Source organism: Limosilactobacillus caccae, assembly GCF_900156885.1.
Classification (GTDB): Bacteria; Bacillota; Bacilli; order Lactobacillales; family Lactobacillaceae; genus Limosilactobacillus; species Limosilactobacillus caccae.
The window spans coordinates 389557-408617 of record NZ_FTOY01000010.1 but is presented as its reverse complement, the minus strand read 5'-3'; the positions used below and the strand labels follow the sequence as shown (position 1 = coordinate 408617).

19 protein-coding genes, 1 riboswitch and 1 other annotated feature are annotated in these 19061 nt (G+C 46.4%); of the genes, 8 read left to right on the top strand and 11 right to left on the bottom strand.

Translation table 11 applies throughout. The features are described 5' to 3' along the window. Window positions 1-16: 16 nt before the first annotated feature. Window positions 17-436: a MerR family transcriptional regulator gene (locus CZ502_RS05225; RefSeq protein WP_076460237.1), complete on the top strand. Its 420-nt coding sequence runs from the start codon at window positions 17-19 to the stop codon at window positions 434-436. A 40-nt stretch (window positions 437-476) separates the two neighbouring features. On the opposite strand, the gene CZ502_RS05220 is transcribed toward CZ502_RS05225, so the two are convergent. Further along, window positions 477-1361: a LysR family transcriptional regulator gene (locus CZ502_RS05220; RefSeq protein WP_076460235.1), complete on the bottom strand. Its 885-nt coding sequence runs from the start codon at window positions 1359-1361 to the stop codon at window positions 477-479. Between the two features lie 119 nt (window positions 1362-1480). Between CZ502_RS05220 and CZ502_RS05215 the strand changes: the two genes are divergently transcribed. The 6 genes from CZ502_RS05215 to CZ502_RS05190 all read left to right on the top strand — a co-directional run bounded on the left by CZ502_RS05215 (window position 1481) and on the right by CZ502_RS05190 (window position 7183). Further along, on the top strand, window positions 1481-2020 hold the full coding sequence (locus tag CZ502_RS05215; protein WP_076460233.1) for a DapH/DapD/GlmU-related protein: 540 nt from the start codon (window positions 1481-1483) through the stop codon (window positions 2018-2020). Window position 2021: 1 nt separating this feature from the next. Next, window positions 2022-2978, top strand: a complete 957-nt coding sequence (locus CZ502_RS05210) for an alpha/beta hydrolase (protein ID WP_076460231.1) — start codon at window positions 2022-2024, stop codon at window positions 2976-2978. Continuing rightward, a complete protein-coding gene (locus tag CZ502_RS05205; protein ID WP_076460229.1) occupies window positions 2978-3859 on the top strand; it encodes an alpha/beta hydrolase in 882 nt (293 codons plus the stop codon). Before CZ502_RS05210 ends, CZ502_RS05205 begins: the two co-directional genes overlap by 1 nt. Before the next feature lie 88 nt (window positions 3860-3947). Then, the gene (locus tag CZ502_RS05200) at window positions 3948-4985 is read left to right on the top strand and encodes a zinc-dependent alcohol dehydrogenase family protein (RefSeq protein WP_076460227.1); all 1038 of its coding nucleotides are present in this window, start codon (window positions 3948-3950) and stop codon (window positions 4983-4985) included. Window positions 4986-5175: 190 nt separating this feature from the next. After that, window positions 5176-6177: a DUF1002 domain-containing protein gene (locus CZ502_RS05195; protein WP_076460225.1), complete on the top strand. Its 1002-nt coding sequence runs from the start codon at window positions 5176-5178 to the stop codon at window positions 6175-6177. Window positions 6178-6205: 28 nt separating this feature from the next. Next, on the top strand, window positions 6206-7183 hold the full coding sequence (locus CZ502_RS05190) for a linear amide C-N hydrolase (RefSeq protein WP_076460223.1): 978 nt from the start codon (window positions 6206-6208) through the stop codon (window positions 7181-7183). 57 nt (window positions 7184-7240) lie between these two features. On the opposite strand, the gene CZ502_RS05185 is transcribed toward CZ502_RS05190, so the two are convergent. The 4 genes from CZ502_RS05185 to CZ502_RS05170 all read right to left on the bottom strand — a co-directional run bounded on the left by CZ502_RS05185 (window position 7241) and on the right by CZ502_RS05170 (window position 10648). Beyond that, entirely contained in the window at window positions 7241-8233 is a 993-nt protein-coding gene (locus CZ502_RS05185) for an asparaginase (RefSeq protein ID WP_076460220.1), read from the bottom strand. A 50-nt stretch (window positions 8234-8283) separates the two neighbouring features. Further along, on the bottom strand, window positions 8284-9582 hold the full coding sequence (locus tag CZ502_RS05180) for a Fic family protein (RefSeq protein ID WP_076460217.1): 1299 nt from the start codon (window positions 9580-9582) through the stop codon (window positions 8284-8286). 320 nt (window positions 9583-9902) lie between these two features. Next, on the bottom strand, window positions 9903-10121 hold the full coding sequence (locus CZ502_RS05175) for a helix-turn-helix domain-containing protein (protein ID WP_076460215.1): 219 nt from the start codon (window positions 10119-10121) through the stop codon (window positions 9903-9905). Between the two features lie 11 nt (window positions 10122-10132). After that, window positions 10133-10648, bottom strand: coding sequence for a DUF2975 domain-containing protein (locus CZ502_RS05170; protein WP_076460213.1), 516 nt, complete (start codon window positions 10646-10648; stop codon window positions 10133-10135). Window positions 10649-10819: 171 nt separating this feature from the next. Between CZ502_RS05170 and CZ502_RS05165 the strand changes: the two genes are divergently transcribed. After that, complete coding sequence (locus tag CZ502_RS05165) at window positions 10820-11413, top strand: DUF7679 family protein (protein WP_076460211.1); 594 nt, start codon at window positions 10820-10822, stop codon at window positions 11411-11413. Between the two features lie 147 nt (window positions 11414-11560). Here the strand turns inward: CZ502_RS05165 and asnS are convergent, their stop codons facing one another. The 6 genes from asnS to CZ502_RS05135 form a co-directional block, all read right to left on the bottom strand. Then, entirely contained in the window at window positions 11561-12859 is a 1299-nt protein-coding gene (asnS, locus tag CZ502_RS05160; protein ID WP_076460209.1) for an asparagine--tRNA ligase, read from the bottom strand. A 23-nt stretch (window positions 12860-12882) separates the two neighbouring features. Then, a complete protein-coding gene (gene asnA, locus CZ502_RS05155; RefSeq protein WP_076460207.1) occupies window positions 12883-13893 on the bottom strand; it encodes an aspartate--ammonia ligase in 1011 nt (336 codons plus the stop codon). A 63-nt stretch (window positions 13894-13956) separates the two neighbouring features. Beyond that, window positions 13957-14208: a binding site (T-box leader), on the bottom strand. A 49-nt stretch (window positions 14209-14257) separates the two neighbouring features. Continuing rightward, complete coding sequence (locus CZ502_RS05150) at window positions 14258-14677, bottom strand: GNAT family N-acetyltransferase (protein ID WP_076460205.1); 420 nt, start codon at window positions 14675-14677, stop codon at window positions 14258-14260. Between the two features lie 2 nt (window positions 14678-14679). Further along, window positions 14680-15231, bottom strand: coding sequence for a folate family ECF transporter S component (locus tag CZ502_RS05145; RefSeq protein WP_076460203.1), 552 nt, complete (start codon window positions 15229-15231; stop codon window positions 14680-14682). 55 nt (window positions 15232-15286) lie between these two features. Further along, window positions 15287-15382, bottom strand: a riboswitch (THF riboswitch). Between the two features lie 154 nt (window positions 15383-15536). Continuing rightward, complete coding sequence (locus CZ502_RS05140) at window positions 15537-18071, bottom strand: M1 family metallopeptidase (protein ID WP_076460201.1); 2535 nt, start codon at window positions 18069-18071, stop codon at window positions 15537-15539. 227 nt (window positions 18072-18298) lie between these two features. Then, on the bottom strand, window positions 18299-18940 hold the full coding sequence (locus CZ502_RS05135) for an SDR family oxidoreductase (protein ID WP_076460199.1): 642 nt from the start codon (window positions 18938-18940) through the stop codon (window positions 18299-18301). Window positions 18941-19061: the final 121 nt, after the last annotated feature.

Genomic DNA, 19061 nt, shown 5'->3' with positions numbered 1-19061 from the left:
GGTGAGGGGGAACTGGATGAACATCAAGGAAGTAAGCGAGTGCTTGGATATTCCCAAGGAAACACTTCGTTACTGGGAAAACAATGGTTTAATTCCACCAGTGCCGCGCAATCGCAGTGGCTATCGCGACTATACTGAAAAAGAGATGAAGTGGGCCATGTTTATTAAGGCGATGCGTAAAGCGGGGATGTCGGTTGAATCATTAGGTGAGTTTGTTGACCTTTACGGTTCAAAGACGGACAGCCGGGAGGCCCAGAAATCGTTGTTGCAAAATCAGTATGATCTCTTGGTCCGCAAGCGGGATGAATTGACCACAATGATCGATTACCTCTCGTGTAAACTAGAGAACTTTGACAGCCACGTTATCCCCTTTCTCGAAGAAGGGGAGTATTACCAAGCATATAAGCAGCAGTTGTGTAGGAAGAAAAAGAAATAATGAGCGTTGCATAAGCTGAGCAGAGTTTTATTCCGCCTGCTCAGCTTTTATTTTTAAATTTTTTCGTTACTTGTTCGATAAACAACTGGCTGGCAGTCGATAATTGGTGGTTTTTAGCCCAAATTAGGTTGTTTTGGTCATCAATTGCGGGGGCAAGTGGGCGGAAAATGAGACCGTCGTTGCCAGTAAGATTAGCTAGGCCCTCATAGGATAAGGCAATACAGGCCCCGGTGCGAACGAGCAATTGAGCATTAAAGATGAGGTTATAGTAGCCGCTAAAGTTAAACTGGTCGATTAATGAGCCGGCCCAGCTGCGGAAGATATCTTGTTGTTTCGCCTGCGCAGAAATAAGTAATTGTTGATTCAGCAGGTCTTCGGGGATGATTTCAGGATGGCTGGCCAGGGGGTGGTCTTTTTTCATCAGGATTCCCCACCGGTTTTTCATTGGGAGGCGCAATGAGTGGTAATTATTGAGGCTGGCAGGCCCCATTACAATTCCAAAGTCAATGGTCCCGTTATCGAGGTGTTGGTGGATAAAATTTTCGTCACCACTAACGAGGTTTACCTTGATATTGGGGTGAGCAGTAATAATTTCCCCCAGGACATCCATGACCGGTTGGATAGCAATGCTTTCCCCGGCACCGATATCGATAGTCCCACTAATTACCGTTTGTGCGTGAAGGTTAGCGGCCGTTTTATCTGCTAAACTAGTGATTTCGCGTGCGCGGTCATATAGGTAGTAGCCTTCTTCAGTGAGCTTAATTTGCCGGTGCCCACGCTCAAAGAGGGTAACCCCTAATTCGCTTTCCAAGGCCATTAGTTGCCTGGAGAGGGTTGGCTGCGAAAGATGAAGTTGGTTAGCCGCCTTGGAGATGTTTTGTTGGTTGACGACTTCGATAAAGTACCTTAAAACCCTTAATTCCATAATATGAACAGCCTCCGATGCTTTTTACCTATATTATATGATTAATTATAAGTATTTTACATTCATCTGTTGGTAATCGTAAGATATTTAGTAAAGAAATAACGAATGGGAGTGGTTTAATGACGACAACGATTACTAGTAGTTCCCCAGAATTTGCGCAAATTACCGCAATCGCCCTGGAAAATCTGGAACGGTTACAGAAATTGAATAGCGGCACACCCAGCCAAGAAGAGATTCGGGCAACGCTTGGCGAGGTTACTGGGCAGTCGATCGACGATTCAATCGAGGTCCGGTTGCCAATCCATAGTGATTATGGCCGGAATTTAAAAATTGGTGAAGGGGTCTTTATCAATGGCGGGGCGACCTTTACTGACCTTGGTGGCATTGAAATTAGCGATCGGGTCTTAATCGGGCCAAATGTCACGATTACTTCCGTTAACCACCCCTTAGACCCTGCTAAGCGGCGTGGTTTAGAATTAAAGCCCGTTAAGATTGAGGAAAACGCCTGGATTGCTGCTAACGCGACGATCTTACCAGGAGTAACGGTTGGCAAAAATGCGGTAGTTGCGGCTGGCGCGGTGGTGACCAAGGATGTCCCTGCTAATAGTGTAGTTGCGGGGGTACCGGCAAAAGTGATTAAAAAGATTGGAGGAAACTAATATGTCATTTGGCTACATTACTAAATTATCATCAATGGTTGCGAGAAAGGAAATTCACTTTCACAACCGCTTTGGAATGGAGCTTGCCGGTGATTTATACTTTGCAAAAGACATTGATCAGCAAGGGCAATTCCCGGCATTAATTGTCGGGGCACCATACGGGGGAGTAAAGGAACAGGGCCCAGCGGTATACGCAAACCAACTTGCGCAGCGGGGATTTGTTGTCCTTACCTTTGACCAGGTGTACATGGGGGAATCAGCTGGGACACCGCGGCACTTATCATCCCCAGAATTATTTGCTGAATCTTTTAGTGCGGCCGTTGATTTCTTGGGAATTCAGGTACCATTTGTTGACCGTGACAAAATTGGGGTTGTCGGGATCTGTGGTTCGGCTGGCTTCGCGTTGTCAGCAGCCGCGGTTGATCTCCGCATAAAGGCGGTGGTAACGACTTCAATGTATGACATCACTGACTTCCGGGGGATGTTAAAACTATCAAAAGAAGAACTTGATAAGATGAAGCTAGATCTTGCTAACCAACGGTGGACGGATTATGCTAATGGTTTCCCTGAGTATAAGCCAAGCTTCCCTACCAAGCCGTACCCGAGTGTTGAAGCATTGCCCAAGACCGATCCGATAACGAACGAATGGCAACGGTTTTATGCCGTTCCCCGGGGATTCCATGCTAACGCACGGGGAGATTTCACAACGACATCAAATCTTGCAATGATGCAATTCGCCGCCTTAGATTACATTGCTGAAATCTCGCCTCGGCCAATTCTGTTTATTGCGGGTGATCACGCCCACTCACGTCAATTTTCGGAACGGGCCTATAATTTAGCAAATGAGCCTAAGGAGTTATATATCGTTGATGACTGTGAACATATTGACCTTTATGATCGGGTCGATAAGATACCATTCACGAAGATTCAACAATTTTTTATGAAGGTATTTAACTAGTGAAAAAATATTTAACGGTTTTAAGACGGATAGTCCTAGTAATCTTGGGACTCAGCGCAATTGCAGACATGCATACTATTCACGCAGAAACGATCCATTATGTGCAGTCCTCAACGCCCACGATCTTCGTTCACGGGTGGGGGAGTAGTTCTCGTGCAGAAGAGAAAATGGTCAATGCTGCCCGGAGTGCCGGAGTGACAAAGACGGTGGTTAAAGCTAACGTTGACCGGAAAGGAAACGTTACTTTTAGCCGGCAGCTCCCCGCCAAGGCGGTTAATCCGATTGTGGAAGTTAACCTTGAAGATAACAAACTAGCAGGTTATGGCAAGCACGGAGACTATGTTGCAGGTTATCACCATGGTGGAACATACGTGAAGGATGTCATTGTCGCGCTGCAACGGCAGTATTCGTGTTCAACGGTTAACCTCGTTGGCCACTCGATGGGCAACCTTGAGATTATCAACTATGTCAAAGACAATTACGATAATAACAAGTTGCCGCAGATTAGCCACCTCGTCGCGTTGGCTGGGCACTATAATGGGCTAGTTGGTCAGCCCCAGGCAGAGCAGGTGCGGCTGAGTTCGGGAGGTAAACCAGACTGGATGGATCCGACCTATCAAGAATTGTTAAGTTTACGAAAGACATTTCCCCGTGAAACGAAGGTCTTAAACATCTACGGTGACCTTGGAGATGGCAGCCATTCCGATGGGGATGTCCCAGTAAATTCTGCCAAAGCGCTAAAATACCTGCTTGCAGGGCGGGCAAAGTCATACCGTGAAGTCGAAATCACCGGAAAAGATGCGCAGCACAGCAAGCTCCACAATAATTCGCAGGTAAACCATGAACTAATTAACTTTTTATGGACAACAGAACGACATTAGCAGGAGGGGTTATTACTTGCCTTAAAGTCGACTATAAGGTTTATAGTTAACGCGTTAAGACTAATGACCGATAAAGGAGCGGATATTGATGAAAGCAACCGTATTTATGGAACCTGGGAAGATGGAAATTCATGAAGTTGAAAAGCCAGCGATTCAAAAGCCGACTGACGCAATTCTCAAGGTTGTTCGGGCGTGTGTATGTGGTTCTGACTTGTGGTGGTACCGGGGGATTTCTAACCGGAAGCATGGTTCGACGGTTGGTCACGAGGCTATTGGAATCGTTGAAGAAGTTGGTGCAGATGTGAAGAACGTCAAGCCCGGTGACTTTGTGATTGCCCCGTTTACCCATGGCTGTGGCCACTGCGCAGCTTGCCTAGCTGGCTTTGATGGCAACTGCATGAATGATGAAAACGATGGCGGTGGTTACCAGAGTGAGTACCTTCGTTTTACCAACGCTGACTGGGCGTTAGTAAAGGTTCCCGGTAAGCCTGCAGACTATACCGATGAACAGTTGAATGACCTCTTAACGCTCTCTGACGTGATGGCAACTGGTTACCACGCTGCTGCTAGTGCAGAGGTTAAGGAAGGCGATACGGTTGCTGTTATCGGTGACGGTGCAGTGGGCCTTTGCGGGGTTATTGGAGCCAAACTACGCGGTGCTAGCCGGATCATTGCCCTTAGCCACCACGAAGACCGGGCAAAGCTAGCAACGGCGTTCGGGGCAACTGACATTGTCTCCGCCCGTGGTGACGATGCCATCAAGGCAGTCATGGAATTGACGGACGGTAATGGCGTTGACGCGGTTCTCGAATGTGTCGGCGCGGTATCCGCAATTGAACAAGCGGGGCAGTTAGCACGACCAGGTGCAATTGTCGGCCGGGTCGGCGTTCCCCAAACGGAACCAGCATCAAACCGGCTATTCTTTAAGAACATCGGCCTTCGGGGCGGCATTGCCTCCGTTACTACCCACGACCGGCAAGTCCTGTTAGACGCCGTATTGAAGGGTGAAATCCATCCTGACCGGGTATTTACAAAGCGGTTTAACCTTGATGAGATTCAAAAGGCCTACGAAGCAATGGACAAGCGGGAAGCAATCAAGTCCCTGGTTATCGTCAGTGAAGGCTAGTTAGGGAGTTTGCTTTTCGTGCTCGGAAAAGTTTAATCCCGGGATGTTTTCAGAGTGGTTACCTTTATCTCTGCGCTCTCATGTAAACTAATGATATTTAAACTGTTCTAAAGATATTAGTAAATAACTAGTATTTTATGGGCGGTTTTTTTATCATTTAGGAAATATGGATTGATAAAGGAGAAATAAAATGCTCTCGAAAAAATTAACCAAGCTACTATTAGCATCCACGCTAACAGTGTCTTTATTAGCCGTCCCGGTTACCCAGTCCACTGTCTGGGCTGCGGAGACAACTACTAGTGAAAGCTCCAATAGCAATAGCCAACAGACGCACACCTTAAACAAGTCGTATGTCGTCTACGGAGCTGGAGCGGCCGATAAGAATGAACTTAATAATGTCTTGGCAGTCGATGATAATTTCACGACCTTAACCGCGACCGCAAGTGATTACCAGAAGTACATTAACCCTAATGGTTCCACGACCAATGCGGCCATGGTTAGTTCAGTCGCAATTGTGCCGACCGATCCTGGCTCAGGAATAAAGGTTAATGTTAAGAAGTTTAACGGCAATAATAATATTACGAAGGTGACTGCCCAGCAATACGCCATGGTGGCCCAAATGGCCGGGGTTACTGATGTGACAATCACCGTCAGTGCTAACCGGGAAGTATCAGGTGAGTCGGCACTGACCGGGGTCTATAAGGCGATTGCGGCCGACGGGGTTAGCTTGAATGAACAAAACACCCAGTCCGCTAACGAAATGCTGGGAGCAACGAACGGGGCAATTGAAGCCAATAAGGATGATCATAGCTATCCTGGTAAATTAATGGCAGCGGTTGGTGATACGACGAAGGAAATCAACCAACAAAAGAAGCAGGGGGACACCCCAACCCAAAATGATATCCAGACGACCTTTGACCAAAAACTAAAGGCCCGCGATATCTATAACGAAACGAAAAACTATGAACAACCAATTATCAACGCGTTGATTCAGTTCAATAATTCGCCAATTAGTTCAAGCAAGGACTACAGCTCCCACGTTACCGATACGATCAATAACGTGAAGAACTCTTCTGGGGATGTGATGAACAAGGCAAAGCAGTTCTTGAATTCGCAAGATGCCCGGGAAGTTTCCCAGCAGGCCCAGTCATGGTGGACAAAGTTTGTAAACTGGATCCGTAGTTGGTTCTAAATGTTAGACTAGGCAGGAGGAATGCGCGATGTGTACGAGTATTTACCAAGTAACATTGGATCAGCATCATCTGCTTGCCCGGACAATGGACTGGCCAGTTTTAGCGGTCTCGCCGCTTTTTATCCCCCGCCAATTTAAGTGGGAATCAGTCTACCGTCACCGTGCTTACCAAAATAAGTATGCGCTGATCGGCGGCGGTAGCTTATCAGCCCGCCGGGTAGACGTATCCGATGGTGTGAACGAATACGGGCTCATGGCCCAAAAGCTAACTTTTGATAACGGCGCGCAGCTAGTCGACGAGCCAAACGAGCAGAAAGTTCAGTTAGCGGCGTTTGAGTTCGCCTTTTACCTCTTGGGCAACTTTAAGTCAGTCGCCGATGTGATCGACCACCTCGATGAAATTGAGTTGATGAGCGATGTCCACAACAATATCAAGTATGGTAAAGCAGAGATGCACTTTGCCGTTGCGGACCGGACTGGCCGGGTCGTGGTGATTGAACCCAATGCCCAGCCAATGCGGGTAATTGAAAACCCACTAGGAGTCGTGACTAATAGCCCTGATTTTGCGCAGCAGCTTTCCCAAATGGAAAAGTACGTGGACTTTACTGCTGACTTTCGAGCTGGGCGGGTACCACTAAATACTCCCCGGGTAACAACCGGCCGCCTTTCTGGTAAAGCCAACCCGCCCGGCTACTATTCACCGAGTGCCCGCTTTATTCGGGCCGCTTACCTGCGGGAACGTTCTGATGTGCCGGCAGACAAGGAGGCTGGGGTAGTCAGTGAGTTTCACCTGCTAGATAGCGTCACCGTTCCGCAAAACCGGCACCACCAGCCGACGTACTCCGTTTACCGGTCAGTAACTGTTGCAGAAGAGCGGGAGTATTATTTCCAGTCATACCATCGTGGGAATACGACAAAACTGCAGCTAACGGATGAGATGCTTACCTGGACGAAGCCCAAGGTCTACCACCTCCCGGACCGGTTGACGGTAAAAGAAATCAAATAAATAATGGCGTTCTTTTAAGCAAGTTGTTTGCTTAGCAGAACGCCGTTTTATTTTCTGTTAATTGAGGGTTACTTCACCGGCCACGTCAGTATTAAAGAAATCGGTGATTGTAGAAACATCCATCCCCTGACCAAGACCCCACATTAGCTTAGTGATTGCACTTTCGGAAGTCATGTCCCGCGCGCTAATGGCCCCTTCAAGGAGGGCGAGGCGACCAACTTCATACTTAGTAAGGTCACTCCGTTCATAGAGACACTGGCTTGATGCGATAACGGGGATCCCCTTCCGGATCAATTCGCCGACAACAGCAACAAGGTTCCGGCGGATAGAAGTCATTCCCCCGAGACCGTACGCTTCAATCACGATGCCGTGACAGCCATGCTTTGCCATCGCGCGTAGTAGCTCCGGATCAAAGCCGGGGAAGAGCTTGACTAGCGAAACATGGGTATCGATCTTCGTGTTTAGCTGACACTTTCCGGGATTGGGCAGGCGGTTATTTTTAATCGAAAAACCGTCAGAGGTGACTTCGGCAACTGGTGGCACATTGACGCTTTCAAAGGCATTAAAGGCGGTCGTCCGCACCTTAACGCTCCGGCAGCCCCGCATGATCTTGCGGTCAAAGGCAATGTAGATCCCAGGATCACAATTAGCGGCACCAGCAAAGGCAATCCGCATGTTGTCCGGGGCATCGCTGAGGATGACGTTCATTGGAACTTGGCTTCCGGTAAGGACGACTGGTAGGTTGATGTTTTGCAGCATAAAGGTCAGCATGGATGCCGTGTAGGCCATGGTATCGGTCCCGTGGGAAACGACAATCCCGTCGAACTCATTCCGGTTGTGGTAGATTTCTTCCGCAATGATTTTCCATTCTTCTGGTTGGATGTTTGATGAATCTAGCTCCATGATATCCTTGACGGTGATGTTATAAGGTAAGTCACCGAGCATGTGTAGGAGCTGCTCACCGGATTCGCCAGGGACGAGGCCCGTGTCAGAAACGACAGAGGCAATCGTTCCCCCGGTCGAGAGTAGTAATAATTTTTTGTTAGGCATGTTATCACCTCGTTAGGATCAATTTGGTTAAAATATGGTGTTTAGGATGATTAAAAGATTTGAATAATATGTTGCTTAGGGCGTTTAGAAACTGTTTTGATCGCATTAAGTTGCTCAAGCTTTTCAATTGCTAACCGCGTTTTAGTCATGGGGTAATGATGAGGACTATTCTTTTTGAGTCCGGCAATAATATCATTATCCTTAATTCCAAGACTAGGCTGATTGGTAAAAAGCATTGATTGCGCAAGAAGGTATAGGATGTCACAGTATAATTCATCTGGGAGTTGCGCCGAAGCTAGTTGAGCATGGTGACTAGCAACCCATTGTTGAATTACGGTGTTAGCATTGTCTAGTTTATCGCGGGACTGATGCAAAATGCTAATAACTTTTTCTTGCTGACTAACAAGAATTTCTAACATTTTCCAGATGAAAAACGTTAAGTCCGCCCGATTTTCGGCGTTATCAGCTTCTTTGAAAACTTTGTAGTATTGTTGGACGTTGTTATGAATTGCTGTTGCGACTGAAAAACCGGAGAAACGATCAAATTTATTAGCAATATATGAGGAAAGAAGGTAGCGTCCCATTCTTCCATTACCATCAAGAAATGGATGTGTGTTTTCAAAAAAGAAATGAGTTACCAGCGCTTTGTAGATCGATGGGGTCTCATCATTATTCATATAATCAATGAGTGCAGTAAGGGCGGCTTGAATTGCTTCTTCTGTAATTGGTGGCCGGTGAATTATTTTCAGGTCGTTACCGATAGATAGCACTTCGCCGTTCGGGAGCGTGTCACGAAAGATTTTTCCATTTGGCAAGCGCGCCTGGTCTAACTCTCCCTTTAATAATGAATCATAGATTTTTCTGAAATCTTGGAGAGAGTAGATTTCAACTTTTTTGCCTGATTGGGTTCGCTGATACATCTTAATCGTCGAGCCAAGGCGCTTCTTGGAAATATAATTTTTATCATTTACTTGTTGATTGTTTTCTTGAATTACAGTGCTAATTTCGACACGACTAGTTTTAACCCCTTCAATATCATTAGTGTAAAAGATTTCTGACAATAGTAATGAATTTAAAAACTGATTAATGGCTACCTGTGGCAGCGTTGCGGAAATAGATTTAATTGCGTTAGAGTTTCTCCTAAGTTGGTCTGCTAAATTTTGGATGACTGGTAGTGGGAGAAAAAAGATTGGGTACTTACTTGATTGCGTGCCATCCTTGTAATTAAGGAGCGGGAAGAGCGTCGTTTGTTGGCTCGTGTAACCATTTAACCGATTTTGATATTCATTCTCAATCGCTGCTGGATCGCTAATAACATATTTATATTTAGCTAACGGTAAATATTTCATTAGATGTGTCCCTCCCTTAAATGTCGAATAGTTATTTTTAAGGATAATTATGTTTAATATTAACACGATAACCCCCGAAAATCGATTTTCGGGGGTTATTGTCGTAATAAATGATGGCAAAAATGCTAAAAACACCATTTTTGGGGTTTATCGGCTAGCAGTAGCCTGGATTAATTCCCTTTTGCTTGTTTGTAAACCGAAAAGAAAATCCCGTTGATTGCCACGTTGAGAAGCAAGCCGTTAACAATGTAATCGATCAATAAAGACGGGTGGCTGAGATTGTAAATGCTCCAAATGGCTAAAAGAAACCAAAAAAATGGTTAAATTTCATTTTCCTCGTCCTCTTCGTAAGAAAGAATATCGCCGGGTTGGCAGTTTAGAACTTGGCATATTTTATTAAGTGTTTCAAAACGGACCCCGTGCGCTTTGCCAGTTTTTAGAATGGAGAGATTTGCCGGGGTGATCTTAATCTTAGCGGCAAGGTCCTTTGATGTAATCCCTCGTTCGGTCATGACGAGGTCTAAATTAACTTTTATCAATGTACGTCTCCTTAAATAATACTGTCAGCGTCTTTTTGGAGGGAAAGTCCTCGCTTAAAGACCAGGTAGACTAAGAAAAGAATGATAATAAAGGTGATAGCGCTAGCCAACTCGTTGCCGCGGAGAGTGAACAGGTTATTGACATCCTTAAGCTGCAAGAGTGTAAAGATTGTACTATTCAACGTCTGAATAATGAAGATAATCGTGGCACTCCCCAGGATTTTACGGATTGCGGTAAGGTTTTGGGGGACGAAGTATTGCTCATTATTGATGTTGTCGATAATATTGCGAATTCCAAATGCCATTATAATCACTAGTACGCAGAGAATGACTCCATCGATAAGTTCACTGACCTGAATAATTGGATTAGCGGAGGCAAACCAGTTGACCGCATCAGGACTATTCGCGATGATCGCTTCGCCAGCCATTAGACTAACCATAAGGGCACCTAAAATAAATAATAGGATACAAAAATCAATGATAATTTGGAAAGTTGAAAGAAGAAATTTTACTGCTTTATTTTTCATAATAACTACTTCCTTAATCAGAATTTTTCCTTTTCTGTTATTGTAACGCGATAATTAATTATTGTAAAACGATAATTTGAAGAAAAAGTATTGCTTAAATAAGCAAAATAAGTACCCACCACGTTACTAAATGGATTAAGATAAGGATGCGTAACTTGAGGGGGAATTAAAGTGGCAAAGCCAGATACTCGTGATTGGTCATTTGCGAAGGCCGCATTGTATGAACTAGAGTCACGGTCGCAAACAAAAAAGAAGAAAAAGCAGCACCACCGCCGTGAATACTACTGGGTCCAGGTGCGCTTTTTGAGTGGTAAAATTGCAAATTATCAGTTACCAAAGGATTTACAAGAGCCGTTAGACCAGCACCGGGCAAACCACCGGGACAACTGGCAAAGTTTGTTGCTTGGGGCATTGATTAACGTGCCGACTAGCAGGTATCGTGATGGCCAAGCCAAAATTCGCCCAGCAGAAATTAAGGCAATTTTGATCCTGCCGGTAAGAGCGCATGATCCACGCTGGATAACGCGGAGCCAGTTTGTGAAGCCGGATTATTCGTGGGGCGAGTGGCTACTTAACCGGGTAAGCATGCACCGGGAAGGCAACTTTTTAACTCATGACTTTGACTCTGCTAACCAGCAACGAATTAAGACAATTTTGAGTCAATACCGCCAGCAACGGGTTAAGCAGACCCGGCAACGCTTTTTCCATCATTTACTGTTAACGATGGGCGTGCTTTTGGTTGCCGGGCTATTAATCTGGCTTTAAAAAGAAAATCTCTCACTGCATTTAACTGTAAATGCGGTGAGAGATTTTTTTCTGCAAGTAGACGCGTTCCACACCCACGGGATAGAAGATCGCGCTACGAAAAAAGGACCGCCGCATTCGCGACCGTCCTTTTCCCAGCTTGTTATATTATGGGCGCAGCCGGTTAAGCATCCGTGGGAATGGGATGTTTTGGCGGATGTGGTCTTGCAACGTAATCCATGACAGGAACCGTTCAAGACCCATTCCGAATCCGGAGTGTGGCACGGAACCGTACTTCCGTAAGTCATCGTACCAGCCATAATCCTTCTTGCTGAGGCCGTTTTCTTCTAGCTTGTTGGTGATGTAATCGTAATCGTATGAACGTTCGGAACCACCGATGATTTCCCCGTAGCCTTCTGGTGCTAAGAGGTCCGCACAGATAACTTGGCGGTCATCTTCAGGGTCAGTTGGCATGTAGAAAGCCTTGATTGCCCGTGGGTAGTTCATGATAAAGACCGGTTTGTTGAATTGGTCGGCCAGGTAGGTTTCTTCTGGTGAACCAAAGTCGTCACCATACTTGGAATCAAAACCACCCTTTTGCAACATTTCGATTGCTTCCTTGTAGGTGATCCGTGGGTATGGAAGTTCCGTGAATGGCTTCAAGCTTTCAACCGAACGACCAACCATTTCCAATTCAGTTGCGCAGTGGTCGATTAAATCTTGCACCAGGTAGGCAACGTATTGTTCTTGGATTTCCAAGCTTTCGTCCTGGTGCATCCAGGCCATTTCTGGTTCGATCATCCAGAATTCGGTCATGTGCCGACGGGTCTTGGACTTTTCTGCCCGGAAGGTTGGGCCCATCGTGTAGATCCGGCTGAGTGCCATGGCACCGGCTTCACCATACAATTGGCCAGATTGGGAAAGGTAGGCATCTTCGTCGAAGTACTTAACGTCAAATAATTCGGTCGTTCCTTCAGGGGCGCTGGCCGTTAATTCTGGCGCGTCAAATTGAACGAAGCCGTGCTTGTTAAAGAATTCCATCGTTGCGAGCTTTACCCGGCTCCGAATCCGCATTAATGCCCATGGCTTGCGGCTCCGTAACCATAAGTGACGGTGGTCAAGTAAGAAGTCAATCCCGTGATCCTTGTTACCGATGGGGTAGTCTTCGCTTTCGCCAACGACTTCGATGTCTTGGATATGGATTTCGTAACCAAACTTAGAACGCTTGTCTTCAGCGATTTCACCAGTTACCCAAAAACTAGTTTCTTGGTGCAAGTCGTGCTTAGCGAGGTCAAACTTTTCTTCAGAAACATCATTTTTCCGGATGATCCCCTGGAAAAAGCCGGTCCCATCACGAAGCTGTAAGAATGCAATTTTACCGCTTGAACGCTTATCAGTTAACCAAACGCCGATTTTAACGGTTTCCCCAACGTGTTGTGGGGCTTGACTAATAGTAATAGTTTCCACTTTTATACTCTCCTTGTTATTTATTACAGAATTTGAATATGGTGTTCTTCGCACTGCTTAATCATGTCTTCTGGCCAGATACTTGCCTGTACTTCCCCAACGTGGGCCTTGCCAAGAAGTAACATACATAAGCGTGATTGACCAATCCCACCACCGATTGTATATGGTAATTCGCCATTGAGCAACATTTTATGGAATGGTAGCTTTTCGCGGTCGGTAGCGTCGGCTTGTTCCAGCTGGTACTTCATTGATTCTGGGCTGACCCGGATCCCCATGCTGGAGATTTCAATCCGCCGTTGCAATGGTTCGTACCAGAAAAGAATGTCACCGTTTAAGCTCCAGTCATCGTAGTCCGGTGCCCGGCCATCGTGCGGCTTCCCGCTCCGCTTAAGCTTGTCACCGATCTTCATGACAAAGACCGCACCCATTTCCTTGGCGATCTTGTTTTCCCGTTCCATTGGGGTCAGGTCTGGCCAACGGTCTTCAAGTTCTTGGGTGGTAACGAAGTGAATTTCGTCCGGCAGGTGGTAGACCGCTTGTGGGAACTTATACCAAACTTCGTGTTCCATGTGCTTGATGACCTTGAAGATTGTCCGGACAGTGTCCTTTAAGGTTTCTTCCGTCCGTTCTTCTTTGGCAATGATCTTTTCCCAATCCCATTGGTCAACATAGATTGAGTGGAAGTTGTCGAGGTCTTCATCTTTCCGGATGGCGTTCATGTTGGTGTAGAGGCCTTCGTGCATGCCGAAACCGTACCGCTTTAGGGCCAGTCGCTTCCACTTAGCGAGGGAGTGGACGATTTCAATCGTCTCACCGGGCATATCCTTCATTTCAAATGAGACTGGCTTTTCAACCCCGTTTAAGTTATCGTTTAACCCGGTACTTTGTTCAACAAACATCGGCGCGGACATCCGCTGGAGGTTCATTTCCTTGCCGAACTCGTCCTGGAAGGTTTCCCGGATGTAACGAATTGCAGCTTCAGTTTCCCGAATTGAAAGACGAGGATCGTAATCCTTTGGAATAATTAAGTCCATAATCAGCACTCCTTAAAATATTAGATTTAGGAATGAATTAAAAAAGCCCTTCGTTCCCTAAAACTAAGGGACGAAAGGCTTTATTCCGCGGTACCACCCAAATTGTCTAGTAATCCTAGACCTCCTCAAGAACACACAATGTTCCGCCGGCAAGATAACGGGCCGGAGTCCGGCTAAGCCTACTTTAAGTAAACTTATTTGGGTTAGCAGCACTCGCGAAAGTGTTATTCACTAGCATAGGGTCGGCTGGCTTCTCACTGCCACCAGCTCACTTTACGAATATCACTAGCTACTCTTCTTTCTCATCGCTTTTTTATTTTGTTAATTGTATTTTAACTTAAAAAATTCAAAATGCAACACTTTTTTATAAATTATTTTTTGCTTGCCAGGTCATCCGGGCTTCCCCATCTTCTTGGTTGGTCACCACAAAACCGTGCTGGCGATAGAAGCGCAGGGCAGCAGAATTACGTAAGTACACGTCGAGGATTAGCGTTGTGTGGCTTTCCTTGACCGTGGTTAATAAGGCCGTGCCAATCCGGTGCCCACGGGCGTGGCGGGCAACGAACAAGCCAGCAATATAATCGTCTTGCATCCCGATAAAACCGCAGACGCGGCCATCCTTATCGACATAGCAATATACGCTTGCTTGCAAAACTGCCGCCCGCACTGCTGGCAGGTTTTTGCGCCAGTAGTGTGGTGAAATAAATGGGTGGGCGTCAAGATTGCCCTGCAACCAGATCGTCATCACATCATCAATGTCGGTTGGTAAAAACTTCCTAATCATCTTTACTGGTGGAGGTGAAGGTTTAACCGGCTGACCTGCCGTAGTAGGATCAAAACGATAATCGCTTCTAGTGGCCAGGTAATCACTTCTTTTGGCAAGCGCACCAGCAATAAGGCCATAAACGTTCGGCCAGTACTACTTGAACTCATACTCATCAGGTATAGCCACAGGGTAGTAAAGAGGACGTTACTGATAAGAATTTGGCAAAACTGGTAGATAAAAATTCGCTGCCAAGAGATCGTTTGCTTGTACAAGAACATTCCGGCAATTACACCCGAGACGAAGGCAGAAAACGTGAAGCCGGGGAAGAACATGCTTCCGGAGCTTAAAATCGTATTGCTGATGATATCAGTAACGACCATCGTCCAGCCACCAATCCATGGTCCAAGGCAGTAGCCAATCAGGGCAGTGGCGATGAAGCCAAAGCCAAACTTCAGGACGGCCGGATCACCAATCGACAGTTTTTTTAAAATCACTTGTAACGCGACCAGCATTGCAGCCAGGGTCATGTTTTTGGTAGTAAACCGTGGCCCAGAAAAAGATAATGAAGACATAGTCAACACACTCCCTAATATTTGATTGTCGGGGAACACATTGACATTTTGCCTGTGTGGTGAATGCGGAAAACCAAAGCAGCCAGAATGCCTCCTTCCGACGTTCACATTCCGTTCCGCCGGACAATAACTCTGGAGATCCTACCCCAACAATGGCAGTATACGATAATTACGAACGCTAGGCAACTATTATGTTTGGTTTTTCGGTAAAAACTGCACGGTTAACTGGTTATAATGAATAATAGTTCACAAATAAGCAAAAGGGCTCCTGCCAGTTAAGGTGGGAGCCATTGCTATTTTAGCGATTAAATTTGTTGTGTAATGGCACGATTAACCGCCGTTTGTTCTTTTCCGATCAAGGCAACTTTGCTTTCAACAATCTTGATGTCCATCTTAATTTCCCGGGTAAGGCCAGGGGTGTTGATCTTTGGTTCAAAGAAGGCCTTGAACTCGTTTAGACGTTCAGGCGTGTGGAAAACACCCGCGGTAACGGTGATAAATGTTGCAAATTCCATGTCACCACCGACAGTGTCATTTAACCATTGCCACTCATCGCGGAGCCAGTTCCATGCTGCTTGCTGACCATCATGGTTAATCAGGAGACCACGGAACCAGGCGCGAAGGTCTTGGGGCTTAACCACGTCAGCATTTTCAAAGTAGGAAACGACCTTGTTGATAAGGTCAGGATCCTTAGTGCTTGGAATTGCCATCCGCAAGTCTTGCTTAAAGCTGGCATCAGCAGTTTGCTGGTATGCGGTAACTAACTTTGCGAATAGGTCAGGATTGCCAAAATTCTGGACTTCATTTTTCAAGACGAAGCCCCGAATATCTGCGGAGAGCGTCTCCAGTTTATCCTGGTATTCGGCGAAAATCTTGTGGGCCGCAGCGATTGCGTCCGCATTTTCAGCATACAGGGCAGCGCTCAGAATATATGGCCGGGTCAGTTGGTCATCATTGCTTTCGCCGTCTTTTGGCAGCCACCCGAGCCGGACAAGCTGGGCGTTGCTTAGTTCAGCGAAGAATTGCTTTAATTGTTGTTCTTCGGGGGAACCAACCTTAGCAAACATCTTTAAGTTATTTGCGATTTGGTATAATTCCGTGTTAACGATGGCTGACTTACTGTCCTTAAACTTGCTTAGCAGTGGGATAAGGGAAGCATATGAGATTTGCTGCCCTTCAGCTAATAGCCGGAGATCCTGGAGAAGTTGGCGCTGGGCGATTGGGTCTAGCTCATCAGCATGTGCCAGAATGTCTTGTAAGAGGGTGTCATCATACTTCACGATGAAGTGAGAGTTATTACCGACGTTGAGCCGGAATGGCTTCCCATTTTGCTTTCGTAAGGCTTGGTAGTCACCGAGGTCAACCTCTTTATCCGCCATGATTTGTGGTGCCGCATCATAGTTGCTGTTCAATGGAATTTGCCACTGCCGACCCGCATCTTTACCGTCACCGATGAAGAATTGTTGCTGGTCTAAGATAAGGTGGCCATTTGCGGCGATTTTTGCGGTAACTACCGGGTAGCCTGGTTGTTGAAGCCAGGAGTTCATGATTTCACCGATGTTAAGGCCTGAGGCGTCACCAAGTGCCTTCCACAGGTCTGCCCCGGTTGCGTTGTGGTACTTATGAGCAGCAAAGTAATTCTTGAGTCCTTCTCGTAACGCTTTATCGCCGAGTAAGGCGCGAACCATTACAAGCATTCGGGAACCCTTGGCGTAGACAATCGCGGAGTCGAAAATAGCGTCGATTTCCGCCGGGTTATTGACGTTAACGTGGACTGGTTGAACACCATCGGTCGCATCCCGTTGGAGAGCCATCGGGGCTTCAGATGTTTGGAACATTTCCCAGATGTGCCAGTCGGGTTGGAGTGCTTCAACGGAAACGTATTCCATCATGTTGGCAAAACTTTCGTTGAGCCATAGGTCATCCCACCACTTCATGGTAACGAGGTCGCCAAACCACTGGTGAGCAAGCTCGTGGGTGATGACGGTGGCAACTAATTGCTTCATTTCGAGGGAAGTATTGGCTGGGTCTAATAAGAGGTAGGCTTCCCGGTAAGTTACGAGTCCCCAGTTTTCCATTGCCCCGGCAGAGAAGTCTGGGAGGGCGAGCTGCCATGAGTGTGGCAGGGGGTATGGGGTTTGGTAGAAGTCCTCGTAAAATTCGATGGCCCGCTTAGCGATATCTAAGGCAAAGTCGAGCTCCTTTGCTTGGTGCGCCTTCGTAGCGAAGACCCCGACCTTGACACCTGACTTAGTCTCCGTCAGCTTGCTTTGTAGTTCCCCAAAGGCAAAGGCAACTAAGTAAGTGGACATCCGGACGGTTTGTTTAAAGTAGTGAACGCCGTCGGCAACATGGTCTTCTGGCATGTTAGCGATGATTGTCTCACCAGGGTGTTCATCAAACTTGATCGCGAGACTAAAGGTTGCCTTGGCTTCTGGTTCATCGACACACGGGAATGCTTGGCGAGCGAAAGTTGTTTCAAATTGGGTACCGATAACCTGCTTCTTCTCACTGTTTACTTCGTAATAGGACGGGTAAATTCCCATCATTGAATCGGTTAATTTAGCGGTGTAGCTAATCGTAAACGTTACTTGTCCGGCGTGGGGGAGGGTAATGCGGATTGCTTCCGCGTCATTATCAACCTTGTAATTAAGGTTGTCGCCGGCCGCTTGGACACTGGTAACAGTTAAGAATTTTTGATTAACGGCGATTTGGGTATCACTGGCGTTTCCCGTAATCGTTGTCTTACCGGAAATGGCTTTTTCTTCACGGTTGATATCTAAGTAGATGTCGTAATGTTCTGGTTGAAAGGTGTTATAAAAACGTTCAATTTTTGCCATTGTGGAAAATCCCTTCTTAGATTTATTTTAATAATTTAATTATACGGCTAAACCGAGACAGGGCAAATAAATTACCCTTGGCGTAACACTAATGCTGGCTATCGTTTTGCACAAAAAGCGCCCCAGCAAGTTGGCGTCGGGCAATCGTCGCTCCATGAGGACCTTTGCCTTAGCCGGCTAGCCGTGGCGCTTGATTATTTGCGATTAGGGGTCAGTAGAAATGGATCTTAAATATTAGCCAACGCATCGTTGATTGGCGTGTTGCCGCCACCCATTAAGATGACCTGACCAATTGTATTATCATGTTCCAGGATTGCGGCAAGGACCTGGGCAACATCGGGAATCGGGTTAGTACTTGCAAAGTCATCGCCAATTTGGATCTTACCAGTTCCTGCTTCTTCTGTCAGACTGGATGGTTGGAGAATTGTGTAATCTAAATTCGTGTCATGAACGAGGTAGTTGTCGGCAAAGAACTTGGCAACGTTGTAATCCATAATTTCACCAAGGGACTTAATCTTCGTCCACATTGCTGGCTGGAGAGCATAGAGGGAGCTGAGCATGATGTAGCGTTTGATCCCGTTTTGTTCAGCAGCCTGCATTGTTTTAACCGCACCCATGGCGTCAGTTTGCAACAAGTCGCTTCCCCGGGAACCCGCAACAAAGTAGACAACGCTCGCCCCCTGCATCAACTTGGCGATTGTGGCGACGTCGTCATGGAGGTCCAATTTAACGGTTTCGACATGGTCCATGGCAACAATCTTTTCCGGATGCCGGGCGCCGGCAATGACTTCGTGTCCAGCAGCGACGAGCTTCTTAATCAACTCAGTGGCAACCCGGCCGGAACCACCAGCAATAAATACTTTACTCATCGAAAAATCCTCCTTAAATACATTTACTATTTTAGTGTAACTTATTATTAATAAGCTGCATAGTAAAAACGCTTCCACATTAGCTCGCCTTACTGGTTAAAAGTGCTATCATTAAGGGGTA

Excerpts from the sequence above, each read along its gene's own strand:
- CZ502_RS05145 (WP_076460203.1), bottom strand. The coding sequence starts at position 15,231 with ATGTCTTCATTATCTTTTTCTGGGCCACGGTTTACTACCAAAAACATG.
- CZ502_RS05180 (WP_076460217.1), bottom strand. The coding sequence starts at position 9,582 with ATGAAATATTTACCGTTAGCTAAATATAAATATGTTATTAGCGATCCA.
- CZ502_RS05185 (WP_076460220.1), bottom strand. The coding sequence starts at position 8,233 with ATGCCTAACAAAAAATTATTACTACTCTCGACCGGGGGAACGATTGCC.
- CZ502_RS05225 (WP_076460237.1), top strand. The coding sequence starts at position 17 with ATGAACATCAAGGAAGTAAGCGAGTGCTTGGATATTCCCAAGGAAACA.
- asnA (WP_076460207.1), bottom strand. The coding sequence starts at position 13,893 with ATGGACTTAATTATTCCAAAGGATTACGATCCTCGTCTTTCAATTCGG.
- CZ502_RS05195 (WP_076460225.1), top strand. The coding sequence starts at position 5,176 with ATGCTCTCGAAAAAATTAACCAAGCTACTATTAGCATCCACGCTAACA.
- CZ502_RS05135 (WP_076460199.1), bottom strand. The coding sequence starts at position 18,940 with ATGAGTAAAGTATTTATTGCTGGTGGTTCCGGCCGGGTTGCCACTGAG.
- CZ502_RS05200 (WP_076460227.1), top strand. The coding sequence starts at position 3,948 with ATGAAAGCAACCGTATTTATGGAACCTGGGAAGATGGAAATTCATGAA.
- CZ502_RS05210 (WP_076460231.1), top strand. The coding sequence starts at position 2,022 with ATGTCATTTGGCTACATTACTAAATTATCATCAATGGTTGCGAGAAAG.
- CZ502_RS05170 (WP_076460213.1), bottom strand. The coding sequence starts at position 10,648 with ATGAAAAATAAAGCAGTAAAATTTCTTCTTTCAACTTTCCAAATTATC.
- CZ502_RS05150 (WP_076460205.1), bottom strand. The coding sequence starts at position 14,677 with ATGATTAGGAAGTTTTTACCAACCGACATTGATGATGTGATGACGATC.
- CZ502_RS05215 (WP_076460233.1), top strand. The coding sequence starts at position 1,481 with ATGACGACAACGATTACTAGTAGTTCCCCAGAATTTGCGCAAATTACC.
- CZ502_RS05140 (WP_076460201.1), bottom strand. The coding sequence starts at position 18,071 with ATGGCAAAAATTGAACGTTTTTATAACACCTTTCAACCAGAACATTAC.
- CZ502_RS05190 (WP_076460223.1), top strand. The coding sequence starts at position 6,206 with ATGTGTACGAGTATTTACCAAGTAACATTGGATCAGCATCATCTGCTT.
- CZ502_RS05220 (WP_076460235.1), bottom strand. The coding sequence starts at position 1,361 with ATGGAATTAAGGGTTTTAAGGTACTTTATCGAAGTCGTCAACCAACAA.